22 protein-coding genes are annotated in these 25,921 nt (G+C 66.8%); 8 read left to right on the forward strand and 14 right to left on the reverse strand.

The window, feature by feature from the left end:
• Both GQ57_RS23255 and GQ57_RS23260 read right to left on the reverse strand, forming a co-directional pair.
• On the reverse strand, positions 1 to 1,197 hold a 1,197-nt coding region (locus GQ57_RS23255; protein ID WP_031400671.1), incomplete at its 3' end, for a DUF1479 domain-containing protein.
• Between the two features lie 110 nt (positions 1,198 to 1,307).
• Positions 1,308 to 1,697: a VOC family protein gene (locus tag GQ57_RS23260; RefSeq protein ID WP_034199135.1), complete on the reverse strand. Its 390-nt coding sequence runs from the start codon at positions 1,695 to 1,697 to the stop codon at positions 1,308 to 1,310.
• A gap of 72 nt (positions 1,698 to 1,769) precedes the next feature.
• Here GQ57_RS23260 and GQ57_RS23265 point away from each other — a divergent pair, with 72 nt between their 5' ends.
• A complete protein-coding gene (locus tag GQ57_RS23265; RefSeq protein ID WP_031400669.1) occupies positions 1,770 to 2,735 on the forward strand; it encodes a helix-turn-helix domain-containing protein in 966 nt (321 codons plus the stop codon).
• Positions 2,736 to 2,826: 91 nt separating this feature from the next.
• Here the strand turns inward: GQ57_RS23265 and gltA are convergent, their stop codons facing one another.
• The 7 genes from gltA to GQ57_RS23300 all read right to left on the reverse strand — a co-directional run bounded on the left by gltA (position 2,827) and on the right by GQ57_RS23300 (position 8,749).
• Positions 2,827 to 4,128: a citrate synthase gene (gene gltA / locus GQ57_RS23270; RefSeq protein ID WP_011355741.1), complete on the reverse strand. Its 1,302-nt coding sequence runs from the start codon at positions 4,126 to 4,128 to the stop codon at positions 2,827 to 2,829.
• A gap of 53 nt (positions 4,129 to 4,181) precedes the next feature.
• On the reverse strand, positions 4,182 to 4,454 hold the full coding sequence (locus GQ57_RS23275; RefSeq protein ID WP_031400668.1) for an FAD assembly factor SdhE: 273 nt from the start codon (positions 4,452 to 4,454) through the stop codon (positions 4,182 to 4,184).
• A 7-nt stretch (positions 4,455 to 4,461) separates the two neighbouring features.
• A complete protein-coding gene (locus GQ57_RS23280; RefSeq protein ID WP_006479352.1) occupies positions 4,462 to 5,163 on the reverse strand; it encodes a succinate dehydrogenase iron-sulfur subunit in 702 nt (233 codons plus the stop codon).
• Positions 5,164 to 5,185: 22 nt separating this feature from the next.
• On the reverse strand, positions 5,186 to 6,961 hold the full coding sequence (sdhA, locus tag GQ57_RS23285; RefSeq protein WP_031400667.1) for a succinate dehydrogenase flavoprotein subunit: 1,776 nt from the start codon (positions 6,959 to 6,961) through the stop codon (positions 5,186 to 5,188).
• 3 nt (positions 6,962 to 6,964) lie between these two features.
• A complete protein-coding gene (sdhD, locus tag GQ57_RS23290) occupies positions 6,965 to 7,333 on the reverse strand; it encodes a succinate dehydrogenase, hydrophobic membrane anchor protein (RefSeq protein ID WP_031400666.1) in 369 nt (122 codons plus the stop codon).
• A 4-nt stretch (positions 7,334 to 7,337) separates the two neighbouring features.
• Complete coding sequence (gene sdhC / locus GQ57_RS23295; RefSeq protein ID WP_031400665.1) at positions 7,338 to 7,754, reverse strand: succinate dehydrogenase, cytochrome b556 subunit; 417 nt, start codon at positions 7,752 to 7,754, stop codon at positions 7,338 to 7,340.
• Between the two features lie 170 nt (positions 7,755 to 7,924).
• Positions 7,925 to 8,749: a GntR family transcriptional regulator gene (locus GQ57_RS23300; protein ID WP_034199136.1), complete on the reverse strand. Its 825-nt coding sequence runs from the start codon at positions 8,747 to 8,749 to the stop codon at positions 7,925 to 7,927.
• A gap of 288 nt (positions 8,750 to 9,037) precedes the next feature.
• Between GQ57_RS23300 and GQ57_RS23305 the strand changes: the two genes are divergently transcribed.
• From GQ57_RS23305 to GQ57_RS23335, 7 genes are all read left to right on the forward strand, one after another.
• Positions 9,038 to 10,024, forward strand: coding sequence for a malate dehydrogenase (locus tag GQ57_RS23305; RefSeq protein ID WP_014899969.1), 987 nt, complete (start codon positions 9,038 to 9,040; stop codon positions 10,022 to 10,024).
• Between the two features lie 182 nt (positions 10,025 to 10,206).
• Positions 10,207 to 11,226 (forward strand): HpcH/HpaI aldolase/citrate lyase family protein, encoded by a 1,020-nt coding sequence (locus GQ57_RS23310; RefSeq protein ID WP_031400663.1) that lies wholly within the window; start codon positions 10,207 to 10,209, stop codon positions 11,224 to 11,226.
• Positions 11,227 to 11,431: 205 nt separating this feature from the next.
• Positions 11,432 to 11,944, forward strand: coding sequence for a hypothetical protein (locus GQ57_RS23315; protein ID WP_031400662.1), 513 nt, complete (start codon positions 11,432 to 11,434; stop codon positions 11,942 to 11,944).
• Positions 11,945 to 11,966: 22 nt separating this feature from the next.
• A complete protein-coding gene (locus GQ57_RS23320; protein WP_034199137.1) occupies positions 11,967 to 13,418 on the forward strand; it encodes a bifunctional 2-methylcitrate dehydratase/aconitate hydratase in 1,452 nt (483 codons plus the stop codon).
• 52 nt (positions 13,419 to 13,470) lie between these two features.
• On the forward strand, positions 13,471 to 16,188 hold the full coding sequence (acnA, locus tag GQ57_RS23325) for an aconitate hydratase AcnA (protein ID WP_034199138.1): 2,718 nt from the start codon (positions 13,471 to 13,473) through the stop codon (positions 16,186 to 16,188).
• Positions 16,189 to 16,395: 207 nt separating this feature from the next.
• Positions 16,396 to 17,073 carry a class I SAM-dependent methyltransferase gene (locus tag GQ57_RS23330; protein ID WP_235212728.1) on the forward strand — a complete coding sequence of 226 codons (678 nt, stop codon included), beginning with the start codon at positions 16,396 to 16,398 and terminating at the stop codon, positions 17,071 to 17,073.
• An 835-nt stretch (positions 17,074 to 17,908) separates the two neighbouring features.
• A complete protein-coding gene (locus GQ57_RS23335) occupies positions 17,909 to 19,648 on the forward strand; it encodes a S53 family peptidase (RefSeq protein ID WP_034199139.1) in 1,740 nt (579 codons plus the stop codon).
• Between the two features lie 113 nt (positions 19,649 to 19,761).
• On the opposite strand, the gene GQ57_RS23340 is transcribed toward GQ57_RS23335, so the two are convergent.
• The 5 genes from GQ57_RS23340 to GQ57_RS23360 all read right to left on the reverse strand — a co-directional run bounded on the left by GQ57_RS23340 (position 19,762) and on the right by GQ57_RS23360 (position 25,856).
• Positions 19,762 to 21,180 (reverse strand): MFS transporter, encoded by a 1,419-nt coding sequence (locus tag GQ57_RS23340; protein WP_031400657.1) that lies wholly within the window; start codon positions 21,178 to 21,180, stop codon positions 19,762 to 19,764.
• Between the two features lie 214 nt (positions 21,181 to 21,394).
• A complete protein-coding gene (locus GQ57_RS23345; RefSeq protein WP_031400656.1) occupies positions 21,395 to 22,231 on the reverse strand; it encodes an ABC transporter permease in 837 nt (278 codons plus the stop codon).
• 48 nt (positions 22,232 to 22,279) lie between these two features.
• A complete protein-coding gene (locus GQ57_RS23350) occupies positions 22,280 to 23,536 on the reverse strand; it encodes an ABC transporter permease (protein ID WP_034199175.1) in 1,257 nt (418 codons plus the stop codon).
• 102 nt (positions 23,537 to 23,638) lie between these two features.
• Complete coding sequence (locus tag GQ57_RS23355) at positions 23,639 to 24,685, reverse strand: ABC transporter substrate-binding protein (protein WP_031400654.1); 1,047 nt, start codon at positions 24,683 to 24,685, stop codon at positions 23,639 to 23,641.
• 76 nt (positions 24,686 to 24,761) lie between these two features.
• Entirely contained in the window at positions 24,762 to 25,856 is a 1,095-nt protein-coding gene (locus tag GQ57_RS23360) for an ABC transporter ATP-binding protein (protein WP_034199140.1), read from the reverse strand.
• Positions 25,857 to 25,921 lie beyond the last annotated feature (65 nt).

The following is a 25,921-nucleotide window of genomic DNA, read 5'->3' on the forward strand; positions in this document are numbered from 1 at the left end:
CTCCCCGCCCCGCCCGTCGAATCCGGCCTCGAAATGATCGGCCGGGAAATCCGGCGGGCTCTCGCCGCGCAGGAACGCGTCCCGCTGGCGTCGCAGGTACGCGTCGTTCTTCGCGCATCCGGGCGCGGCGGCGATGTACATCACGTTGCTGTCGTGCGTGCCGCCGTGCGCGTCCTCCACCGCGTGCACGACGTCGCCGTGCCAGAACACCGCGTCGCCCGGCTCCATGTGCGGGATCGGCACCAGCGCGTCGAGCAGCAGCGCGTGCCATTCGGGCCGGATCGACAGCGCGCGGCCCGGGCGCGCGCCGCACAGATCGTCGTCCGCGACATCGTCCTGCAACGCGCGCAGCACGACATAGGCCATCGCGTTCGCGACCGGAATCAACTGCAGCGTGCCGTCGCCGGGCCCCTGCGGCGTCAGCGCGGTCCAGCCCTGGAACGTGCGGAACATCGAACACACGGCCGGCGACGGGATCTCCTCGGCCTCCGGACGGAACGCGGCGTCAAACGGATCGTAGTCGCGCCAGCGGCCCGCCAGCACGTGACGGTAGACCTGCCGGAAGTTCGCGCCGAGCCAGCGTTCGACCGACCCGCCGTCGACATGCGGCGACAGCCCGAGCGACGCCGAACCGGGCGGCCGGCGGCGAATCCGGTCCGCATAGGCGGGCACCCGCTCGGGATCGAAGTGCGTGCGCGCGCCGTCCGCGTGCCGCCACAGCCGGTTCAGGAACACGCGCGCCTGCGTCAGGGCCGGCGACTGGCGTGCGGCCACCTGCGGCCGTGACCAGTAGACGCCGTAGATCTGCGGCTTGCCCGACGCGAGGTTGCCGAAATAGCGATCCTCCGCGCGTGCATGCAACCGCTCGGCAAAGCGGTTCGCGTCCAGATAGGCGCCGATCTCGTCGTTCCAGTCGCGCGCCTGCCGCGCATCGAACACGCCGCGGATCACGACCGCGCCCCGGGTGCGGATCGCATCGATCGCGTGCGGCGCGACGGCGCCGCCGGCGAGATCCGCGAACGGCACCACCGGAATCGCGTCATGGCCATGCGCATGCGCGCGGCGGATCGCGTCGACCTGCCGCGCGATGTCGCCCTCCAGTTCGCGGAACGTGGCCGCGTAACCCGGCAGGCCGGCGCGCAGCGCCCGTTTCGCCGCGCGGATCGCGGCAGGCAGATCGTCAATCGTCAGTTGCATCGGGGTCTCCTCGCCGGCATGGGTCGCGACGTGCAGCCAGCGTACGGCCGGCGCTTCGCGGCGATCACCTCTATCCCGCCAACTATCGATACAATCCTGACAACCGTGCGTCACTCGGGACGATGGCAGACCACGCAGAGCTTGTTGCCGTCCGGGTCGCGGAAATACGCGCCGTAGTAGTCGCGGTGATAGTCCGGCCGCAGGCCGGGCGGCCCTTCGCAGGCGCCGCCGTGGCGCAGCGCAAGCGCATGGCAGCGATCGACGTGCGCGCGTGTCGGCGCGACGAACGCGATCGTGTGGCCGTTGCCCGGTTCGGGTGCGCGGCCGTCGAGCGGCAGGCCGAAGAAGAACAGCGGGCGATCCGCGTCGGCCGGCATCCAGCCCGACCAGCCGTCCGGCTCGCGAAACTTCAGGCGCAGCCCGAGTTCGGTGAACAGCGGCGCGTAGAAATAGTAGGCGCGCGCCGTATCGCTCACGCCCACGCAGACATGTGAAAACATCGCATCGCTCCGTCGTGAAGAGTGCTCACGATCATGCCACGGCTCGATGCCCGACCTTGCCCGGAGGCCGCGATGAAACCGCAGTACGAGCACGTGACGTTCGCCCCCGGCTGTTCGATCCGCGTGTATCACCGGCAGCTCGCGCGCATTCCGTTCGAATGGCATCGCCACCCCGAGTACGAACTGACGCTGACGCTCAACAGCCGCGGCCGGCGCTTCATCGGCGATCATGTCGCGCGCTACGCGGACGACGACCTGGTGCTGGTGCCGCCCAACCTGCCGCATACCTGGTCGTCGAATGCGCGCATCGATCGCGACGCACCCGAAGTCGCGGTCGTCATCTGGTTCGACGGCGACTGGGTGCGCCGGCTCGCCGATTGCTGCCCCGAATACGCGCCGTTGCGCTCGCTATTGCGCCGGGCCGCGCCCGGCCTGCGCTTCGACGCGGATGCCGCCCGCGCGATGCGCGCGGCGCTGCCGCGACTGCTCGATCCGTCGCCGCGCGCGCGGCTCGCGGCCGCGCTCGACACGCTCGCCGGTCTCGCGGAAGCCGGCGGCGAGCCGCTCGCCACCGCGTACGCCCGAGAGAGCGCCGACGGCGCGCCGCCGCACGCCGACGCGACGGCGCCCGAAGCCGAACGCCTGGACCGCGTGCTCGACGCGATCGACCGGCACTTCCACGAGCCGCTGCGCATCGACGCGCTCGCCGCTGCCGCGCACCTGTCCGAACGCACGCTGCAGCGCCTGTTCGTCCGGCATCTCGGCGAAAGCGTCGGCCGCTACGTGCAGCGGCTGCGGCTCGCGCACGCGTGCCGTCACCTCGTCGGCACCGACTGGCCGATCGCGACGGTGGCCGCGCGCTGCGGCATCCCGAATCCCGCGAACTTCAACCGCCAGTTCCTCGCCGCGCGCGGGATGACGCCTCGCGCATACCGGCAGTTTTTCGCGCGGCACGGCCGCGCGCCCGACGACGACGCGCCGGCGCTCGACACCCGCCCGCCGTCGCTGGAGCGCCGCGCCGATCCGGCGCGCAAATGAAAACACCCCGACGGGGTGACCCGTCGGGGTGTCGTGGCGTTGCGTTCCACCCGGCGCGAGCGGCCTGCCGGCCGTTCGCGCCGCGCACGGCTTAACGTGCGTTGAGCGGCTTCGCTTCGCGCGGCGTATCGCCGATGAACAGCTGACGCGGACGGCCGATCTTCTGTTCCGGATCGCCGATCATTTCGTTCCACTGTGCGATCCAGCCGACCGTACGTGCCATCGCGAAGATACACGTGAACATCGACGTCGGGATGCCCAGCGCGCGCTGGACGATGCCCGAGTAGAAGTCGACGTTCGGGTACAGCTTGCGCGACACGAAGTATTCGTCTTCCAGCGCGATCTTCTCGAGCTGCATCGCGAGCTTGAACAGCGGGTCGTCGTGCAGGCCCAGTTCGTTCAGCACTTCGTAGCACGTCTCGCGCATCAGCTTCGCACGCGGGTCGTAGTTCTTGTACACGCGGTGGCCGAAGCCCATCAGCTTCACGCCCGAATTCTTGTCCTTCACCTGCTTGATGAATTCGGGGATGTTGTCCGGCGAACCGATCTGCTCGAGCATGTTCAGCGCGGCTTCGTTCGCACCGCCGTGCGCCGGGCCCCACAAACAGGCGATACCGGCCGCGATACATGCGAACGGGTTCGCGCCCGACGAGCCGGCCAAACGGACGGTCGACGTCGATGCGTTCTGCTCGTGGTCGGCGTGCAGGATCAGGATGCGGTCGAGTGCGCGAACCAGCACGTCGTTGACCTTGTACTCTTCGCACGGGTTCGAGAACATCATGTGCATGAAGTTCGCGCTGTACGACAGCGAGTTCTTCGGATACACGAACGGCTGGCCGATGCTGTACTTGTACGCCATCGCGACGAGCGTCGGCAGCTTCGCGATCATGCGGATCGCCGACACTTCACGGTGACGCGGATCGTTGATGTCGAGCGAGTCGTGGTAGAACGCCGACAGCGCGCCGACTGCGGCGACCAGGATCGCCATCGGGTGTGCGTCGCGGCGGAAGCCACGGAAGAAGAAGTGCATCTGCTCGTGCACCATCGTGTGCTTCGTGACGGTGTCGACGAATTCCTTCTTCTGCGCCGCGTTCGGCAGCTCGCCCTTCAGCAGCAGGTAGCAGCTTTCGAGGAAGTCCGCGTTCTGCGCGAGGTTGTCGATCGGGTAGCCGCGGTACAGCAGCTCGCCCTTGTCGCCGTCGATGTACGTGATCGCCGAATTGCAAGCTGCCGTCGACATGAAGCCCGGGTCGTACGTGAACTTGCCGGTCTGACCGTACAGCTTGCGGATGTCGATTACGTCCGGGCCCATCGTGCCCTTGTAGATCGGCAGTTCGACGCTCGGCGAGTTGTCGCTGAACGATAGCGTGGCTTTAACATCAGACGGAGTCATGGCACATCCTCAATCGAAATAAAGAAACGGGATTCGATAACGGGCGTAACGCGTTACACGTTGCGCAGCATCTCCAACAGCCGGTGAATATCCGGGCTGTCTAGGTCGCCTTCTGGTTCCTTGCGCGCGAGGAGCAAGTCCATCAGGTCGTTGTCGCTCAGATCGAGCAGGCGCGACAACGCGCCTACGTCTGCATCGGTGAGGTCATGCTCGTATCTGCCGAAGAAACGCTCGAAAATGATGTCGTTCTCCAGCAGACCCCGCCGCGCGCGCCAGCGAAGGCGCGCGCGACGGTGCGGGTCGGATTGATGCGAATCGTCGCTCATCTCGACCTTAAACCGCGCGGCGAACCATCAGTTCCTTGATCTTGCCGATCGCCTTCGTCGGGTTCAGGCCCTTCGGGCAAACGTCGACGCAGTTCATGATCGTGTGGCAACGGAACAGACGGTACGGATCTTCCAGGTTGTCGAGACGCTCGCCGGTCGCCGTGTCGCGGCTGTCCGCGATGAAGCGGTAAGCCTGCAGCAGGCCGGCCGGGCCGACGAACTTGTCCGGGTTCCACCAGAAGCTCGGGCACGACGTCGAGCAGCTCGCGCACAGAATGCACTCGTACACGCCGTCGAGCTCGTCGCGTTCTTCCGGCGACTGGAGGCGTTCCTTCTCCGGCGGCGGCGCGTCGTTGATCAGGTACGGCTTGATCGAGTGATACTGGTTGAAGAAGTGCGTCATGTCGACGATCAGGTCGCGCACGACGGGCAGGCCCGGCAGCGGACGCAGCACGATCTTCTGCGGCAGGTCGTTCAGGTTGGTCAGGCAGGCCAGACCGTTCTTGCCGTTGATGTTCATCGCGTCCGAGCCGCACACGCCTTCACGGCACGAACGACGGAACGACAGCGTCTCGTCCAGGGCCTTCAGCTTGACCAGTGCGTCGAGCAGCATGCGTTCATGCTGGATCTCGAGTTCGTACGTCTGCATGCGCGGCGCTGCGTCCTTGTCCGGATCGTAGCGGTAGACTTCAAAAATGCGTTTTGCCATTTCGGATTCCTTTGGACTCGGCTTAGAACGTGCGCGGCTTCGGCGGCACGGATTCGACCGTCAGCGGCTTCATTTGAACCGGCTTGTAGTCGAGGCGATCGCCTTCGCTGTACCACAGCGTGTGGCGCAGCCAGTTGTCGTCGTCGCGGTGTTCGTAGTCGCTGTGCGCGTGCGCGCCGCGGCTTTCCTTGCGCGCTTCCGCCGACACCATCGTCGCGCGGGCGACTTCGATCAGGTTCTCCAGCTCGAGCGCTTCGACGCGCGCGGTGTTGAACACCTTCGACTTGTCCTTCAGGTGGATGTTTTCCACGCGCGCCTTCAGGCCGGCCATCTGGTCGACGCCTTCCTTCAGCAGTTCCGACGTACGGAACACGCCCGCGTGCTTCTGCATCGTCGAGCGGATGTCGTTCGCGACGTCCTGCGTGTATTCACCCGACGTCGACTTGTCGAGCTTCGCCAGGCGCGCCAGCGAGAATTCGCCTGCGTCGGCCGGCAGCGGCTTGTGATCCTTCTGGTTCTTCACGTGCTCGACGATGTGGTTGCCGGCCGCACGGCCGAACACCACGAGGTCCAGCAGCGAGTTCGTGCCGAGGCGGTTCGCGCCGTGCACGGACACGCACGAGCACTCGCCCACTGCGTAGAAGCCGTTGACCGGATCCTTGTGGCCGCGCGACGTGCCGACGACCTGACCGTGGATGTTGGTCGGGATGCCGCCCATCTGGTAGTGGATCGTCGGGACGACCGGAATCGGTTCCTTGATCGCGTCGACGTTCGCGAACTTCAGCGCGATTTCGCGGATCGACGGCAGACGCTTCATGATCGTCTCGGCGCCGATGTGCGACAGGTCCAGCAGCACGTGGTCCTTGTTCGGACCGACGCCGCGGCCTTCCTTGATTTCCTGGTCCATCGAACGGGACACGAAGTCGCGCGGCGCCAGATCCTTCAGCGTCGGCGCATAGCGCTCCATGAAGCGCTCGCCGTTCGAGTTGCGCAGGATGCCGCCTTCGCCGCGCACGCCTTCGGTGATCAGCACGCCCGCGCCGGCCACGCCGGTCGGGTGGAACTGCCAGAACTCCATGTCCTGCAGCGCGATACCCGAGCGGGCGGCCATGCCGAGGCCGTCGCCGGTGTTGATGAACGCGTTGGTCGATGCCGCGAAGATCCGGCCTGCGCCGCCCGTCGCGAACAGCGTCGTCTTGCCTTCCATGATGTAGACGTCGCCCGTCTCCATCTCGAGGGCCGTCACGCCAAGCACGTCGCCTTCCGCGTCGCGGATCAGGTCGAGCGCCATCCATTCGACGAAGAATTGCGTCTTCGCCTCGACGTTCTGCTGGTACAGCGTGTGCAGCAGCGCGTGACCGGTACGGTCGGCGGCCGCGCAGGCGCGTTGCACCGGCTTCTCGCCGTAGTTCGCGGTGTGGCCGCCGAACGGGCGCTGGTAGATCGTGCCGTCCGCGTTGCGGTCGAACGGCATGCCGAAGTGCTCGAGTTCGTACACGACGTTCGGCGCTTCACGGCACATGAACTCGATCGCGTCCTGGTCGCCGAGCCAGTCGGAACCCTTGATCGTGTCGTAGAAGTGGAAGTGCCAGTTGTCTTCGCTCATGTTGCCGAGCGACGCACCGATGCCGCCCTGCGCGGCCACCGTATGCGAGCGGGTCGGGAACACCTTCGACAGCACGCCGACCGACAGGCCCGCGCGCGACAGTTGCAGCGCTGCGCGCAAGCCGGAGCCGCCCGCGCCGACGATCACCACGTCAAACTTGCGACGCGGAAGGGAAGTTTTGATTGCAGCCATTCTTTACACTCTCCAGAGAATCTGCGCAGCGTAGCCCGCACATGCGAGCAGCCAGACGATGGTCAGCGATTGCAGCAGCAGGCGCACACCGACGGGCTTCACGTAGTCCATCCAGATGTCGCGCACGCCGACCCATGCGTGGTAGAAGAGGGAAAGCAGCGTCACGAAGGTTGCAAGCTTCATCCATTGCGCCGCGAAGATCGATGCCCAGCCTTCGTAGGAGAAGTCGCGTGCGCCGAAGAACAGGGCAAGCAGGATGATCGTGTAGACGGCCATGATCGTGCCGGTGACGCGTTGCGCGAGCCAGTCGCGCAGGCCGTAGTGCGCGCCGACGACGAGGCGCTTCGAGCCGATTCGGTTGTTGGTGGCCATTTTCTTAGAATGCTCCGAACAGTTTGAGCGCAACGACGATCGTCAGCGCGATCGAGATGGCAAACACGACGACGGCCGTGCGCTTGCCGCCTTCCTTGGTGACGGCGTCGTGATTGACGTCCATCAGCAGGTGGCGAATGCCGGCGCAGAAATGGTGGAGGAAGGCCCAGGACAGCGCGAGGACGACCAGCTTGACGACGATGTTGGAGAGGAATGCCTTGAAGACTTCGAAGCTGAGCTCGGAGGTGAGGCTCTGGTCGAAGAGGAACAGCAGGAACGGCAGGAACAGGAACAGCAGCGCGCCGCTGACTCGATGGAGAATCGACAATATCGCCGCCGGCGGGAGGCGGTAATTCATCGTGATGTCGACGATTCCGATGTTCCGATATTCCGGTCTCGGTTTTCTTACAGCGTCAGTCATGCTAGACCCCTACTATGTTGTCACACTAATCCGCGATTTTAGCGCCTTTTTATATCGCGCTGCAGCGAAAGTCTGCTCTGGATAATTGCGCGAACAAGAACAAAGGCGGCCCAAAACGTGCTTCGCGAGCGTGGGGAACGCGAATGCACACGGCTTGCACCGATACGTCGTCAGCTCAAGTCGTTTTGATAGTAATACCCGGTTGTGACATACCAGCCGCGACGCACTTCCACCGGCCGGTCTCCGTATGTATAGGACACACGCTCCACCGACAGCAACGGGAAACCCGCCGGCACGTGCAGCAGGTCGGCCACCGCCGGCTCCGCCGCCACCGCCCGGATCTTCTCCGTCGCGCGGATCATCCGCGTGCCGAACTCCGTCTCGAACATCGCGTAGAGCGGCCCCTTGTACTCGCTCAGCCGCTCGAACGTGAGCCCGCGGAACATCGCGCCCGGCAGCCAGATCTCGTCGAGCACCGTGGCCTCGCGCTCGAACTCCAGCAGGCGGCGCACCTGCACGACGGGATCGGCCGGCTTCAGGTCGAGCTGCCGCGCGATCTCGGCCGGCGCGCGCAGGCGCCGGCACTCGAGCAGCCGGCTCACGTGCGGGTGCTCGGCGCCGTCGTCGGCCAGCAGACGCAGGAAGCGGAACTGCGCGCGATCCTCATTGTGCGTTGCAACAAAAGTGCCCTTGCCCTGGCGCCGGACCACGAGGTTTTCGGCGGCCAGCTCGTCGATCGCCTTGCGGACGGTGCCCTGGCTGACCTTGTAGCGGGCCGCGAGCTCCACCTCGCTCGGGATGATCTCGCCCGGCTTCCATTCACCGGATTCGAGACTTTGCGTGATCAATGACTTAATCTGCTGGTATAACGGGCTGAACGTCGGCGACGGCGCGGCCGCAGGCGACGGCGCGGGATCGCTCGCGCCCGGCTGCCCTGGGCCGCCTGCGCCGGTCTGATTCGCGGTATTCGCCTGGTTCGATGTCATGGCGCGCATTTCATCACAAACCGCACTTTTTCGTCCACTCAATTTCCGCAAAACATCTGTCTTATATAAGACATATGATACCGTTTGACTTTGCGCGCGACGGCTCCTACACTCCCGGTCGAGCAAGGGTTCGCGGGTGCAAAAGCGCGTCCCCGGCTACGTGCCACGGCCGTCTCCAGGTTCACCGCGTCTGCCATCGCGAGTCCTCCGCCCTGCTTCAATGCAACGTTACGCACAACGCGCATAGAATGGCGTTTTCGCTAGCGTCCAACGCTTCACCCGTCCTGGAGATTTTCAATGGCTAAGCCCGCAAAGCGTGTTGCCGTCACCGGCGCCGCAGGTCAAATCGCTTACTCCCTGCTGTTCCGCATCGCGAACGGCGACCTGCTCGGCAAGGACCAGCCGGTCATCCTGCAACTGCTCGACCTCCCGCAAGCCCAAGCCGCCGTCAAAGGCGTCGTGATGGAACTCGACGATTGCGCGTTCCCGCTGCTCGCGGGCGTCGTGATCACCGACGATCCGAAGGTTGCATTCAAGGATGCCGACGTCGCCCTGCTGGTCGGCGCACGTCCGCGCTCGAAGGGCATGGAGCGCAAGGACCTGCTGTCGGCGAACGCCGAGATCTTCACGGTTCAGGGCGCTGCGCTGAACGAAGTCGCGAGCCGCGACGTGAAGGTGCTGGTCGTCGGCAACCCGGCCAACACGAACGCGTACATCGCCATGAAGTCGGCGCCGGACCTGCCGAAGAAGAACTTCACGGCCATGCTGCGCCTCGACCACAACCGCGCGCTGTCGCAGCTCGCGGCCAAGTCGGGCAAGCCGGTCGCATCGATCGAGAAGCTCGCCGTGTGGGGCAACCACTCGCCGACGATGTACCCCGACTTCCGCTTCGCGACCGTCGAAGGCGAATCGCTGCTGAAGCTGATCAACGACGACGTGTGGAACCGCGACACGTTCATCCCGACCGTCGGCAAGCGCGGCGCGGCGATCATCGAAGCGCGCGGCCTGTCGTCGGCAGCGTCGGCGGCCAACGCGGCGATCGACCACGTGCGTGACTGGGTGCTCGGCACGAACGGCAAGTGGGTCACGATGGGCATCCCGTCGGACGGCTCGTACGGCATCCCCGAAGACATCATCTACGGCGTGCCGGTCGTGTGCGAAAACGGCGAATACAAGCGCATCGAAGGCCTGGAAATCGACGCGTTCTCGCGCGAGAAGATGGACGGCACGCTGGCCGAGCTGCTCGAAGAGCGCGATGGCGTCGCCCACCTGCTGAAGAACTAAGCATCCTGCACGTTGCCGTGCGGCCCGCGGGCCGTACGGTTTCGGCCCGGGCCGGCCTCGCCGGCCCTGCCGACCGATCCGATCCGTGCACGTTTTGCCGCCTCGCGCCCGCCGCGCACCGGCCCAGAACGCGCCCGAATCCGATTTGCTCCACGTTGACCCGCTTCCCTGACGTCGAAGAGATGGCCGCGCTCACTCCTGCACAAGTGCTGTACGACGGGGCGTCCCCGCCCGCGATCCTGCCCTGCTGCGATCACTACGCGGGCAGCGAAAAGCTGATGCGCAAGTCGCTCGCGCTGCAGGCCGAAACGGGCCCCGTATTCGACATCACGCTCGACTGCGAGGACGGCGCGTCCGTCGGCCAGGAAGCCGCGCACGCGGCGCTCGTCGCCGACCTGCTCGGCAGCGCCGAGAACCGCTTCGGCCGCGTCGGCGTCCGGATCCACGACTTTTCCCACCCGCACTGGCGCGACGACGTGCGCATCGTGCTGCGCGCCGCGCGCGCGCCCGCCTACGTCACGCTCCCGAAGATCGCCAGCGCCGCCGACGCGGCCGAAATGACCGCCTTCATCGAAGGCACGCGCCGCGAGCTCGGCATCGCGCAGCCGATCCCGGTCGACGTGCTGGTCGAGACCCACGGCGCGCTCGCGCAGGCGGCCGCGCTCGCCGCGCTGCCGACGGTCGGCACGCTGAGCTTCGGGCTGATGGATTTCGTCTCCGCGCACCACGGCGCGATTCCCGATTCCGCGATGCGCTCGCCCGGCCAGTTCGACCACCCGCTCGTGCGCCGCGCGAAGCTGGAAATCGCCGCGGCCTGCCATGCGCACGGCAAGACGCCGTCGCACAACGTCACCACCGAAGTGCGCGACATGAGCGTCGCCGCCGGCGATGCGCGCCGCGCGCGCGACGAATTCGCGTTCACGCGGATGTGGAGCATCCACCCCGCGCAGATCCGTCCGATCGTCGACGCATTCGCGCCGCGCGCCGACGAGGTCGCGCTGGCCGCCGAGATCCTGCTGGCCGCGCAGGCCGCCGACTGGGGCCCGACACGCCACGGTGATACGCTGCACGATCGCGCGAGCTATCGCTATTACTGGTCGGTGCTGCGCCGCGCGCGGGCCGCCGGCCAGCCGGTACCGGCCGAAACCGCGCCGCTGTTCGGCCCGGCCGCGACGGACGGCGCGCCGCCGGCCGCCGCCTGAGCTTCGCGCATTCGACGAGGCGCGAACCGCGGCGTGGCCGGAGAAACGACAAAAAACGTAACGGAGCCCGAAAACCTGATGAATGCACGGCCAAATAGGTGAAAATAGCGGCCGCTGCGCGCTTTCGGGGCGCGTGCAGTTTCAAACCGGCCGGCAGCGTGGATTGCCGGCCCTTGTCAACTGATTATCGAAAGGTTCTGAATCCATGAAGAAACTCCTGATCGCCACCGCCATCGGCGCCTTGTCCGCCACGATGCTGGTCTCGGCTCCGAGCGCGTTCGCCCAGGCTTCGGCTCCGGCCGCGAAAAAGGCCACGGCCAAGCGCCCGGCGCCGGCCAAGCGCATCATCCCGCGCAGCAAGAAGGCGCAGGCGCGTGCCGCGGCCAAGGTCGATCCGGTACCGGACGGCGCGGTCAAGTGGTCCTGCAAGGAAGGCCTGTCGTTCGACCTCGCCGGCGACATGAAGCGCGACCAGGTCGTCACGGTTCACTGGGCGAAGAAGAACTACAAGCTGCCGCGTCAGGCCACGACCACGGGCGCGGACACGTTCTACGATCCGGCAGCCGGCTTCAAGCTGGTCGTGATCCCGACCAAGGCAATGCTGTTCTCCGACGCGAACGGCGGCGAACGCCTCGCGGACGAATGCGTGACGCCGGAAATGGCGCAAGGCACGCCGGCACCGACCCAGTCGAACGAACTGAAGCCGGCCACGAACTAAGCGCGTTCCCATCGGCCCCTCGATGTCCGCCCCGGTCTCCAACGCCCGCCCTGCTCCGGATACGGTACTCGTCGACATCGTCGACTACGTGCTGAATGCCGGCATCGACAGCGCGCCCGCGCTGGAGACGGCGCGCCATTGCCTGATCGACACGCTCGGCTGCGGACTCGAGGCGCTCTCCTACCCTGCCTGCACCAAGCTGCTCGGCCCCGTCGTGCCCGGCACGATCGTGCCGAACGGCGCGAAGGTGCCCGGCACGTCCTTCCAGCTCGATCCCGTCCAGGCCGCCTTCGGCATCGGCGCGATGATCCGCTGGCTGGACTTCAACGACACCTGGCTCGCCGCCGAATGGGGGCATCCGTCCGACAATCTCGGCGGCATCCTGGCGACGGCCGACTGGCTTTCCCGCACGGCCGTCGCGGCCGGCCGGAAGCCGCTCACGATGCGCGACGTGCTGGTCGCGATGATCCAGGCCCACGAAATCCAGGGCTGCCTCGCGCTCGAGAATTCGTTCAACGCGGTCGGGCTCGACCACGTGCTGCTCGTGAAGGTCGCGTCGACGGCCGTCGTCGGCCGGCTGCTCGGGCTCACCCGCGACGAGCTGATCAACGCCGTGTCCAACGCCTTCGTCGACGGCCAGGCGCTGCGCACCTACCGCCACGCGCCGAACACGGGCTCGCGCAAGTCATGGGCGGCCGGCGACGCGACCGCCCGCGCGGTGCGCCTCGCGCTGATCGCGAAAACGGGTGAAATGGGCTACCCGTCGGCGCTCACCGCGAAAACCTGGGGCTTCTACGACGTGCTCTTCGACGGGCGGCCGTTCCGCTTCCAGCGCCCCTACGGCACGTACGTGATGGAAAACGTGCTGTTCAAGATCGCGTTCCCCGCCGAATTCCACGCGCAAACGGCCGTCGAGGCCGCGCTGCAGCTGCACGCGCAGCTCGCCGCCGCCGGCCGCACGACCGACGACATCGGCCGGATCACGATCCGCACGCACGCGGCCGCGATCCGCATCATCGACAAGCAGGGCCCGCTCGCCAATCCGGCCGACCGCGACCATTGCATCCAGTACATGGTCGCCGTGCCGCTGCTGTCCGGCCGGCTGACCGCGGCCGACTACGAAGAATCGGCCGCCGCCGATCCCCGCATCGACGCGCTGCGCGCGAAAACCGTCTGCGTCGAGGATCCGCAGTTCACGAAGGATTACCACGATCCGGACAAGCGCTCGATCGCGAATGCGCTGACGATCGAGTTCACGGACGGCTCGACGCTCGCCGAAGTGGCGGTCGAGTATCCGCTCGGCCATCGGCGGCGGCGCACGGAAGGCATCCCGCTCCTGGTCGAGAAGTTCAGGACCAACCTTGCCCGTCGTTTTCCGGCAAAGCAGCAACAAGCGATTCTCGACGTGTCGCTGGACCAGGCAAAGCTCGAAGCGATGCCGGTCGATGAGTACGTCGACTTGTATGTGATATAGCCGTCAGATACAGGACACGTTGTTTCCTAGCCTTAAACCCAGGAAAATCACCATGGCCCACAATCTCCACAAGACCCTCAAGGAATTCGACAGCGGTTCCGGCAAAGGCAAGTTCTACTCGCTGCCGCAACTCGGCAAGGAGCTGAAGACGAAGATCGAACGCCTGCCGGTGTCGATCCGCATCGTGCTCGAGTCCGTGCTGCGCAACTACGACGGCAAGAAAATCACCGAAGAGCACATCGAGCAGCTCGCGAACTGGAAGCCGGCCGCGAAGCGCGTCGACGAGATTCCGTTCGTGGTGTCGCGCGTCGTGCTGCAGGACTTCACGGGCGTGCCGCTGCTCGCCGACATCGCGGCCATGCGCGGCGTCGCGGAGCGCACGGGCAAGAACCCGAAGAAGATCGAACCGCTGGTCCCGGTCGATCTCGTCGTCGATCACTCGGTCCAGATCGACTACTTCCGCCAGAAAGACGCGCTCGACCTGAACATGAAGCTGGAATTCCAGCGCAACAACGAGCGCTACCAGTTCATGAAGTGGGGCATGCAGGCGTTCGACACGTTCAAGGTCGTGCCGCCGGGCGTCGGCATCGTCCACCAGGTGAACCTCGAATACCTCGCGCGCGGCGTCCACAAGAAGGCGGACGGCGGCGACACCGTGTACTACCCGGACACCCTCGTCGGCACCGACAGCCATACGACGATGATCAACGGCATCGGCGTGGTCGGCTGGGGCGTGGGCGGCATCGAGGCGGAAGCCGGCATGCTCGGCCAGCCGGTGTACTTCCTGACGCCGGACGTCGTCGGCGTCGAACTGAAGGGCAAGCTGCGCGAAGGCGTGACGGCCACCGACCTGGTGCTGACGATCACCGAAATGCTGCGCAAGGAGAAGGTCGTCGGCAAGTTCGTCGAGTTCTTCGGCGAAGGCACGAAGTCGCTGTCGCTGCCGGACCGCGCAACGATCGGCAACATGGCGCCGGAATACGGCGCGACGATGGGCTTCTTCCCGGTCGACGAAAAAACGATCGACTACTTCGAAGGCACGGGCCGCACGAAGGCGGAAATCGCCGCGTTCGAGAACTACTTCAAGGCGCAGAAGCTGTTCGGCATTCCGAAGGCCGGCGAGATCGACTACACGAAGACGGTGACGCTGGATCTCGCGACGGTCGCGCCGTCGCTGGCGGGCCCGAAGCGTCCGCAGGACCGCATCGAGATCGGCCACGTCAAGTCGACGTTCACCGACCTGTTCTCGAAGCCGGTCGCGGAGAACGGCTTCGCGAAGAAGGCGGAAGACCTGGACACGCAGTACACGACGAGCAACGGCGTCAACGTGAAGAACGGCGACGTGCTGATCGCCGCGATCACGTCGTGCACCAACACGTCGAACCCGAGCGTGCTGCTGGCAGCCGGCCTGCTCGCGAAGAAGGCGGTCGAGGCCGGCCTCACGGTCGACCCGAAGATCAAGACCTCGCTCGCGCCGGGATCGCGCATCGTCACCGAGTACCTGACGAAGACGGGCCTGCTGCCCTACCTGTCGAAGCTCGGCTTCGAAGTCGCCGCCTACGGCTGCACGACCTGTATCGGCAACGCGGGCGACCTGACGCCGGAACTGAACGACGCGATCACGAAGAACGACATCGTCGCGGCGGCCGTGCTGTCGGGCAACCGTAACTTCGAAGCGCGCATTCACCCGAACATCCGCGCGAACTTCCTCGCGTCGCCGCCGCTGGTCGTCGCGTACGCGATCGCCGGCAACATCACGCGCGACCTGATGACCGAACCGGTCGGCAAGGGCAAGGGCGGCCACGACATCTACCTCGGCGACATCTGGCCGTCGAGCGAGGAAATCCACGCGCTGCTCAAGTTCGCGCTCGATCCGGAAAAGTTCGAGAAGAACTATGCGCACCTGACCAAGAAGGGCGACCTCTGGAGCAAGATCGAGGGCGAATCGGGCCAGGTCTACGACTGGCCGAAGTCGACCTACATCGCGGAGCCGCCGTTCTTCGGCAGCGACTTCTCGATGGAGCCGGCCGCGTCGATCCCGACGGTCAAGGGCGCCCGCGCGCTGGGCATCTTCGGCGACTCCGTCACGACCGACCACATCAGCCCGGCAGGCTCGATCAAGGAAGACTCGCCGGCCGGCAAGTGGCTGAAGGAAAACGGCGTGCAGAAAGCCGACTTCAACAGCTACGGCTCGCGCCGCGGCAACCATGACGTGATGATGCGCGGCACGTTCGCGAACGTCCGGATCAAGAACCTGATGATCCCGGTGAAGGCGGACGGCACGCGCGTCGAAGGCGGCCTGACGATTCACCAGCCGAGCGGCGAACAGCAGTCGATCTACGACGCGGCCATGCAGTACGTCGCCGCCGATACGCCGACCGTCGTGTTCGCGGGCGAAGAGTACGGCACGGGCTCGTCGCGCGACTGGGCCGCGAAGGGCACGCAGCTGCTCGGCGTGAAGGCCGTGATCGCACGCAGCTTCGAGCGCATCCACCGCTCGAACCTGGTCGGCATGGGCGTGCTGCCGCTGCAGTTCAAGGGCGCGGACAGCGTCCAGTCGCTCGGCATCACCGGCGACGAGACGTTCGACATCGAAGGCCTCGGCGACGATTTCAAGCCGCAGCAGGACGTCACGCTGGTGATCAACCGCAAGAACGGCGACACGCAGCGCGTGCAGGTGCTGCTGCGCATCGACACGCCGATCGAGGTCGACTACTACAAGCACGGCGGTATCCTGCCGTTCGTGCTGCGCTCGCTGCTCGCAGCGTAAGCGGCCTGCTTTTGCAGGTGCCGCAGCCGCCTCGCGGCGGTTGCGGCCGATTTGGATGCCCGACCTCGTGTCGGGCTTTTTTTTCGTCGCGGCATTCCGGGCCGCGCGATAGCGGGTTCGCGTCCGGCCGGATGCCGACGACGTCGGCCGCTCCGAGCATTTTGCCGCAGGCGGCCAACTGACCCGTATTTCACACGCACATCGGGTATGCTCGAAATCCGCTTCACCGGCTTCGACGCGACGTCGGGCCCGCAACCGAAATCGTTCAAACAACCTACTCCGGAATACGTACGCATGTTTCCCGATCCCTGGCTGGACCGATGGTTACCCTTGATCAACGCACGCGCCGCCGACCGGCCCGTGCTCGAGATCGGCTGCGGCTACGGCGACGACACCGCGACCCTGGCCAGCGCCGGCCTGCACGTGATCGGCTTCGATCTCTCCCTCGCGGCAGTGGCGGCGACGAAAATCAGGGTGCCTTCCGCGAAGATCGCACGACGCGACATTCGCGATCCGCTGCCCGACGACGCGACGGACGTAGGCGTGGCGTTGGCGAGCCTGTCGCTTCACTACTTCTCCTGGGACGAAACCGTGTCGATCGTGGATCGAGTCAGGTCGGCGATACGCCCGGGCGGCGTGCTGCTTTGCCGACTGAATTCCACGCTGGACAGCAACTTCGGTGCAGAGGGACACGAGGAAATCGAGCCCGGCTATTTTCTGGTGGACGGGCAGCCGAAACGGTTCTTCGACGAAAACGCGGTGCGCCGGCTGTTTGCCGACGGCTGGAATACGCTCGCGCTCGAGCACGTCATGACCGACAAATATCGCCAGCCCAAGGCGGCCTGGGAAATCGTCCTCGAGCGGCCGTCGTCGACGAACCAGTAGGCCCGCCACGGCCCGGCGACGGCTCCGGGAACGGCGTTCGCGCTCGCTTCCGCCCCTGGCTTCGCCAAGCCGCCGCTGCCGGCATGCCGGGCGATGGCGGTCAGGCGCCGCGCGCAGCGATCGCGCATGGCCGTCGCTGAACACGTCACGCAAATGAATGCGCCGAGCGAGGCATCGGATCGCGGGCTCACGCAAGCGCCGCACACCCCGTCTCCGGCATCGCCGCTCGCGCCTGCGCGGGCTCCCCGCTACGAGGCCCGGGCGAGCCGCATCGCGCGATCCTGCACGGCGGGCGCGCGCCCAATCGCATCGGCGTATGCCCGCCTTCGAATTCGAGTATTCCCTCTAATCGGACATCGCGGCGCGCAATCCGAAAGGCGTCTGCAAGACTGCCCGATGCGCCGTTCCACAGTTCGGGAAACGCCGGCTCCCGACCGGCCCCGTTTTTGTGCACGTGCGAATCCGTTTCGGCCGCGCCGCTTCGTTTGACCACATAGTGCGACGCAGCACGCCGCAGCCTGCCGGACACGCGCGATGCATCCGCGCGGCGCCCCGCTCCGCGATCGCGCACGTTCCGATGCGGCGACGAGCGACTCGTGCGCGCGAACGTCACGCCTTGCCGCGCCGGCGTACCCCGGACCGGTTCCACGCGCGCGGCCGCGGTCGCTTGCGCATGCGACGCAACGCGTGCGTGCGCGTGCGCCGATGTCAGAACTGACAGCTATGGAAAATGGCAGCTACCCGAACGGCACCGACGCCCTACGCTCGTCTCCGCTCGCGGCCCCACAAGGGCCGGGGGTTCCAGTAGCGTCGCTTCTCCTAAAAAGGACTCCCGATGAAAAGGAACACCTGGTTTGCCCTTCCCCTTCCGTCGCCCCGCCGCCTCGCGTGTGTGGCACCGCTCGTGTTCGCCGCCGCGGCGGCGCATGCGACAACGGATTGGGTCGATACTCACACGAAGGCCTTTCTGACCGGCCCGCAGTTGATGGCGCGCAGCGCGGCACCGTCGCTCGAACTCGCGGCCGGTGAAACCACCAACGTCGTCGTCAGCCTGAACCTGCGCAACGCCGCGCAGCTCAAGCAGCTCGCACGCGACGTGAATCGCCCCGGCAACGCACACTATCGCCGGTTCCTCACGCACGAGCAGTTCCTGGCGAACTACGCGCCGACCGAAGCACAGGTCAAGTCGGTCGTCGACTATCTGCGCAAGAGCGGCTTCGTCGACATCGAGGTCGCGCCGAACCGGCTGCTCGTGTCCGCACGCGGCACGGCCGGCACGGTGAAGGCGGCCTTCAACACGTCGCTCGTGCACTTCGATTACGCGGGCCGCTCGGGCTTCGCGAACGCGTCGACCGCCCAGGTGCCGCGCGCGCTCGGCGACGTCGTCGGCTCGGTGCTCGGGCTGCAGAACGTCGCACGCGCACGGCCGCTGCTGCGCATCGGCAACGTGTCGAAGCCGCAGGCGCTCGCAGCCGGCACGGCGACCGGCCACTATCCGAAGGAATTCCCGGGCCTCTACAACGCGACCGGCGTGCCGACCGCGGCCGGCGTCACCGTCGGCATCATCACGATCGGCGGCGTCTCGCAGACCCTCACCGACCTGAAGCAGTTCACGTCGAGCAACGGTTACGGCACGGTCTCGACGCAGACCGTCAAGACCAATGGCGCCGGCACGAGCGGCAGCTACAGCGACGACCAGGACGGCCAGGGCGAATGGGATCTCGACAGCCAGTCGATCGTGGGCTCGGCCGGCGGCCAGGTCGGCAAGCTGGTGTTCTACATGGCCGACCTGAATGCATCCGGCAACACGGGCCTCACGCAGGCGTTCAACCGCGCGGTGTCGGACAACACGGCGAAGGTGATCAACGTGTCGCTCGGCTGGTGCGAGACCGACGCGAACGCGGACGGCACGCTCAACGCCGAGGAGCAGATCTTCACGACCGGCGTCGCGCAGGGCCAGACGTTCTCGGTGTCGTCGGGCGACGAAGGCGTGTACGAGTGCAACAACCGCGGCTATCCGGACGGCTCGAACTACACGGTGTCGTGGCCGGCTTCGTCGCCGCACGTGCTCGCGATCGGCGGCACGACGCTCTACACCACGTCGGCCGGTGCGTTCTCGAGCGAAACGGTGTGGAACGAAGGGCTCGACGGCAACGGCAAGCTGTGGGCGACGGGCGGCGGCGTCAGCACGATCCTGCCCGCACCGTCGTGGCAGTCGGGCAGCAACCGCCAGTTGCCGGACGTCGCGTTCGACGCCGCGCAAAGCACGGGGGCGTACATCTACAACTACGGCCAGTTGCAGCAGATCGGCGGCACGAGCCTCGCCGCGCCGATCTTCACCGGCTTGTGGGCGCGCCTGCTCGCGGCAAACGGCACGGGCCTCGGCTTCCCGGCCGGCAATTTCTACGCCGACATTCCGTCGAACCCGTCGCTCGTGCGTTACGACGTCGTCTCGGGGAACAACGGCTATCAGGGGTATGGCTACAACGCAGGCACCGGCTGGGATTACACGACCGGCTTCGGCAGCCTGAACATCTCGAACCTCAACCAGCTGATCAAGTCGGGCGGGTTCTGAGCGATGCGTGAAAACCGGCGCGCGGCGGAGGGTCGCCGCGCGCCGGCCGCGACCGTCCCGCGACGGTCGCCGGTTACCGGCTTGCGCGCATCCGCGCGCGCCGCCTGCTCCACCTACTTCGCCGCGCCCTCGCCCGCGCGCTCCGGCGCGGCCGGCACGCCGGCCCGATGCGACGGCGCAAAGAGCCGCAACCCGCTCGCGACGCTCGCGGCCCCGGCAAAGCCCGCGCCGAGCATCAGCGCGAGCGTCGGCCCGTGGCGACCCGCGATCCCGAACGACAGCGCGACGAGCGCGGCGCCCGTCGCCTGCCCGATCAGCCGCGCGGTCGCGATGATCCCGCTCGCGCCGCCGCTGCGCTCGGGCGGCGCACTCGACATCAGCGCCTTCAGGTTCGGCGACTGGAAGAAGCCGAAGCCCGCGCCGCACAGCATCATCCGCCAGCCGATGTCGACGACGCCGGGCGCGCCCGGCAACGCGGCGAGCGACACCATGCCCGCGCTCAGCAACGCCAGGCCGATCGCACCGAGCAGACCGGGCGGATAACGATCCGACAAGCGCCCCGCGATCGGCGCGGCGAGCGCGACGATCGCCGACCACGGCGTCATCAGGAATCCCGTCTCGACCGCGTCGCGATGCAGGACGGTCTCGAAATAGAACGGCAGCGACACGAATGCGAGCCCCTGCGCGGCGAACGCGCACACGGCCGTCAGCGCGGACAGCGTGAACACGGGCCGGCGAAACAGGTCGACCGGCAGCATCGGCGCCGGGTGCCCGGCCTGGCGGCGGATCAGCAGCCAGCCGAACGCGAGCGCGACGCCCGCCGCCGCCAGCACGACGTGCAGCGGGCCGCGCTGCGCGAATTCGCCGAGCGCGAAGATCAGCGACGCGAACGTGATCACGTTGAACAGCGCGGCGACCGGATCGAACGCATGCTTGCCGCGCGCCGTCTGCGGCAGCGACGGAATCGCCACCGCGAGCGCGAACACGCCGAGCGGCACGTTCACCGCGAACAGCCACGGCCATGCGGCGACCGACAGGATCAGCGACGCGATCGTCGGCCCCACCGCGAACGACACGCCGACGACGAGCGCGTTGAAGCCCACGCCGCGCCCGAGCCGGTGCGCGGGAAACAGGCCGCGGATCAGCGCGACGTTGACGCTCATGATCGCGCTCGCGCCGAAGCCCTGCACGATCCGCGCGGCCGTCAGCATCGGCAGCGTCGCGGCGAGCGAACAGCCGAGCGACGCCAGCGTGAACACCGCGAGCCCGGCGATATAGACGCGCTTGTGGCCGACGATGTCGCCGAGCGACGCGAACGGCAGCAAGGTCGCCACCATCGCGAGCTGGTACGCATTGATGATCCACACCGACGCGGCCGGCGTGGCATGCAGGTCGGCGGCGATCGCGGGCAGCGCGGTGTTCGCGATCGCGGTGTCGAGCGTCGCGAGCGCCACGGCCAGCAGCACGGCGGACAGCGCGCGCCAGTTGACGGCCGGCTCAGGCGCGCCGGCAGGGGAAGCGAATTCGGACAAGATGAGGCTCGGCTGACGAGCGACGCATGACGCCACGTCGCGGATTGGAGTCGCGGCGGCATTCCGGTCGAACCGCACCGCATGCCGCCGCCGCGCCCCCGTATTGTTGCAGAGCCGCATCGAACGTGCAGGCGGCCGCCTCGTCAGTCAGCGAAATGAAAGCGGCGGCGCCCAGCCTCGCGCACGGCGATGCAGGCCGCGCGTGCCGGCGCCGTCAGGTGATCGCGCGCCGCGCATTGCGCCCGCGCAGCCATTCGAGCGCAAGCAGCAGGCTCGTCGAGAAAATGATCAGGATCGTTGCGAGCGCAGCGATCGTCGGGCTGATGTTCTCGCGGATGCCCGTAAACATCTGGCGCGGCAGCGTCGTCTGGTCCGCGCCGGCGAGAAACAGCGTGACGACGACTTCGTCGAACGACGTCGCGAACGCAAACAGCGCGCCCGACATCACGCCCGGCGCGATCACCGGCAGCGTCACGCGGAAAAAGGTCGACACGGGATTCGCGCCGAGCGACAGGCTCGCGCGCACCAGGTTCTGGTTGAAACCCTGCAGCGTCGCGGCGACCGTCGTCACGACGAACGGCACGCCGAGCGCCGCGTGCGCGGCGATCAGCCCCGTGTAGGTATTGGCGAGCCCGAGCGGCGCGAAGAACAGGTACATGCCGACGCCGACCACGACTACCGGCACGATCATCGGCGACAGCAGCACGGCCATCAGCACCCCCTTGCCGCGGAAATCGGCCTTCGTGAGGCCGATCGCGGCCAGCGTGCCGAGCACGGTCGCGACGACGGTCGCCGACGGCGCGACGATGAAGCTGTTCTTCGCGGCCATCCGCCACTCGTCCGACGCGATCAGGTTCTCGTACCAGCGCAGCGAGAAGCCCGGAATCGGATAGACGAGGAACGTGCTCGACGAGAACGACAGCGGCACGATCGCGAGCACCGGCAGGATCAGGTACAGCAGCGTGAGTACGACGAGCACGCGCAGCGCGACGTACCACGCGCGCTCGACGAACGACATGTGCGGCGCGAACAGCGGCCTGGCGAGTTTCATGGTCGGATTCTCCTTCCCGTTTCCGTGCGTTTTTGCCGGGTCCGGCGTTCAGCCGAGGCTCACGCTGGTGCGCGTGAAGCGCCCGTATACCGCGTACAGCACGAGCGTCGCCGCGAGCAGCAGCCCGCCGAGCGCGCACGCCATGCCCCAGTTGATCGTCACGTTCGTGAAGTACGCGACGTAGTAGCTGACCATCTGGTCGTTCGGCCCGCCGAGCAGCGCGGGCGTGATGTAGTAGCCGATCGCGAGGATGAACACGAGCAGCGCGCCCGCGCCGACGCCCGGATAGGTCTGCGGCACGTACACGCGCCAGAACGCCGCGAACGGATGGCTGCCGAGCGACACGGCCGCGCGCTGGTAGGTCGGCGGGATCGACTTCATCACGCTGTACAGCGGCAGGATCATGAACGGCAGCAGGATGTGCGTCATCGAAATGTATACGCCGACGCGGTTGAACAGCAGCGCCAGCGGCTGCGAGATCAGCCCGCTGCCGATCAGCGCCTTGTTGACGAGCCCTTCGCTCTGCAGCAGCACGATCCACGCGGCGACGCGCACGAGCACCGAGGTCCAGAACGGGATCAGCACGAGAATCATCACGAGGTTCGCGCGCCGCTCCGACAGCGTCGAGATCCAGTATGCGAGCGGATAGCCGAGCAGCAGCGCGAACAGCGTGACGGCCACGCCGATCACGAACGTGCGGCCGAAGATCGCGAGATAGATCGACTGGTCGGGATCGGCCTGCACGACGTGGCCGAAACCGTCCTGCTTGTGATCGAGCGCGGCGAGCAGGTAGAACGGCGACACCTGGCTGCCGTTCTTCGCGATCGACTGCCAGTACGCGACGTCGCCCCAGCGCGCATCGAGTTCGATGAATTTCGCGCGCGTCTGCGCAGGCGTCAGCGCCGCGTCGCTGTCGCCCTTGAACGGCATCGCGCGCGCCGTCTTCGCGACGAGCGAGCGATAGCCGGGAATCTCGGTGTTCAGGCGCCGTGCGAGCGCGCCCATCGCCTCGCTGTCGGCCACCTTCGTCATGTCGGCCGCGAGCGCGACGTACGCCGCATCGGCCGGCAACGCCTTGCGGTCCCAGCCCGACAGCGCGGCGATCGTGTTCGGCAACGCGGTGGCGATCTCGGGATTCTGCACGGCGCGCGTGAGCAGCGCGCCGATCGGCACGACGAAGATCAGCAGCAGGAAAATCGCAAGCGGCGCGACCAGCAGCAGCGCCATCGAGCGCTTGCGGGCTTCGGCGGCCTTCAGCTCGCGCTTGAGCGCGGCGGTCGACGGCTGGGCAGGCGCGATCGTCATCGTATTCAACGGTTCTCTCCGGCCGGACAGGTTTCGGCGGAAGGCCGCACGACGCGATCGACGCGTCGCGCGGCCGGTTGCATCAGGACACCTGAACGGCGCTTACTTCGTCGCCCACGCGGCGAAACGCTGTTCGAGCTCGTCGCTGTGGTCGGTCCAGAAGCCGATGTCCTCCAGCACCGCGTTCTTGCCGTTGGCCGGCGAGTTCGGCAGGTTCGAGAGCGTCTTCGCGTCGAGCGACTTGATCGCCGCGAGGTTCGTGGGGCCGTACGCGATGTGCTGCGCATACGCCTGCTGCGGCTTCGGCGTCAGCGAGTACGCGATGTACTGCTCGGCCAGCGCCTTGTTCGGCGTGCCCTTCGGAATCGCCCAGTAGTCGAGGTCGTAGATGCTGCCGGTCCACACGACCTTCAGGTTCTTGCCTTCCTTCTGCGCGGCGTCGATGCGGCCGTTGTACGCGGTCGACATCACGACGTCGCCGGCGACGAGGAACTGCGGCGGCTGTGCGCCCGCCTCCCACCACTGGATGTTCGGCTTCAGCTCGTCGAGCTTCTTGAACGCGCGGTCCTGGCCGGCCTTCGTGCCGAGCACCTTGTAGACGTCCTTCGGCGCGACGCCGTCGGCCATCAGCGCGAATTCGAGGTTATAGCGCGCGCCCTTGCGCATCCCGCGCTTGCCCGGGAATTTCTTCACGTTCCAGAAATCCGCCCAGCCGGTCGGCGCCGTCTTCAGCTTGTCCGCGTTGTACGACAGCGCCGTCGACCACACGAAGAACCCCACGCCGCACACCTGCGGCGCTTCCGGAATCAGGTCGGACTTCTTCGCGATCTTCGACCAGTCGAGCTTCTCGTACAGCCCTTCGTCGCAGCCGCGGTTCAGGTCGCCCGACTCGACTTCGACCACGTCCCAGTTGACGTGCTTCGCCTCGACCATCGCCTTCACCTTGGCCTGCTCGCCGTTGTATTCGACGGCCGTGACCTTGTTGCCGGTGGTCTTCTCGAACGGCTGGTTGAACGCGGCCTTCTGCGCGTCGCCGTTCGCGCCGCCGAAGTTGACGACCGTGAGCTCGGCGGCCGAAGCCGATGCGCCGACGACGGCGAGCGCCAGTGCCAGCGCGGTGCGACGCGCGGTAAAGCTTGCTCGGTTCATGGTGGTTCCTCTCCTCTTGTAGTGGAAGTGGGCAGTTGTTGTGGACGACGTGCTGCGGAAAATCGGGAAAGCCGGCTTACGCGAATACGCGCAGGTGTTCGGGCGCGAACGCGAGCGCGACCGGTGCGCCGGGAGCGAAGCTGTCGAGCGCGCCGGTGCCGAGCGGCACCTTCACGAAGCATTCGTCCTGGCCCGGCAGCGCGCAGCGCATGCGCACGTGATCGCCGAAATAGATGAGGCTGCGCGCCTCGCCGCTCAGCCGGTTCGCGGCCGGACCGGCCCCGCCGTGCGCTGCGAGGCTCATGCGCTCGGGGCGGATGCACGCGACGGCCGGCGCACCTTCGGCGGCCTCGCCGATGCGGCGGCCGACGAGCCGGGTGCCGTCGTCGAGCCGGAATTCGCAGAAATCGCCGTCGACGCGCGCGATGGTGCCGCGCAGCCGGTTGCTGTCGCCGATGAAGTTCGCGACGAATTCGTTGCACGGCGATTCGTACAGGCGGTCGACGGTGTCGAGCTGCTGCACGATGCCCTTGTCGAACACCGCGACGCGATCGGACATCGTCAGCGCCTCGCCCTGGTCGTGCGTCACGTACACGAAGGTCACGCCGAGCTTTTCGTGCAGCGCCTTCAGTTCGTACTGCATGTGTTCGCGCAGCTGCTTGTCGAGCGCGCCGAGCGGCTCGTCCATCAGCACGAGCTTCGGCTCGAACACCAGCGCGCGCGCCAGCGCGATGCGCTGCTGCTGGCCGCCCGACAGCTGCGCCGGATAGCGCTTCGCGAAGCGCTCCATCTGCACCATCTTCAGCGCGTGCGCGACGCGCTCCGCGCGCTCGGCGGCCGGCAGCTTGCGCACGGTCAGCGGATACGCGACGTTCTGCTCGACCGTCAGGTGCGGAAACAGCGCGTAGTTCTGGAACACCATGCCGATGTTGCGCTTGTGCGGCGGCACGTTGTTCAGCAGCTCGCCGTCGAGGCGGATCTCCCCGCCGGTCGGGAATTCGAAGCCGGCCAGCATCATCAGGCAGGTCGTCTTGCCCGAGCCCGACGGCCCGAGCAGCGTCAGGAATTCCCCCCGGTGGATATCGAGATCGAGCGACTTGACGACCAGCGTCTCGCCGTCGTAAGTCTTCCGCACGCCGCGAAAACTGACGATCACATCATCTGACTTCATCGTGGCTGTCCCCTTGCTCCGCGACATACGTTTTCAAGATGCGAGCCACTATACGGCGCGTACGG

Source organism: Burkholderia sp. MSh2 (assembly GCF_000731655.1).
Taxonomy (GTDB): Bacteria; Pseudomonadota; Gammaproteobacteria; order Burkholderiales; family Burkholderiaceae; genus Burkholderia; species Burkholderia paludis.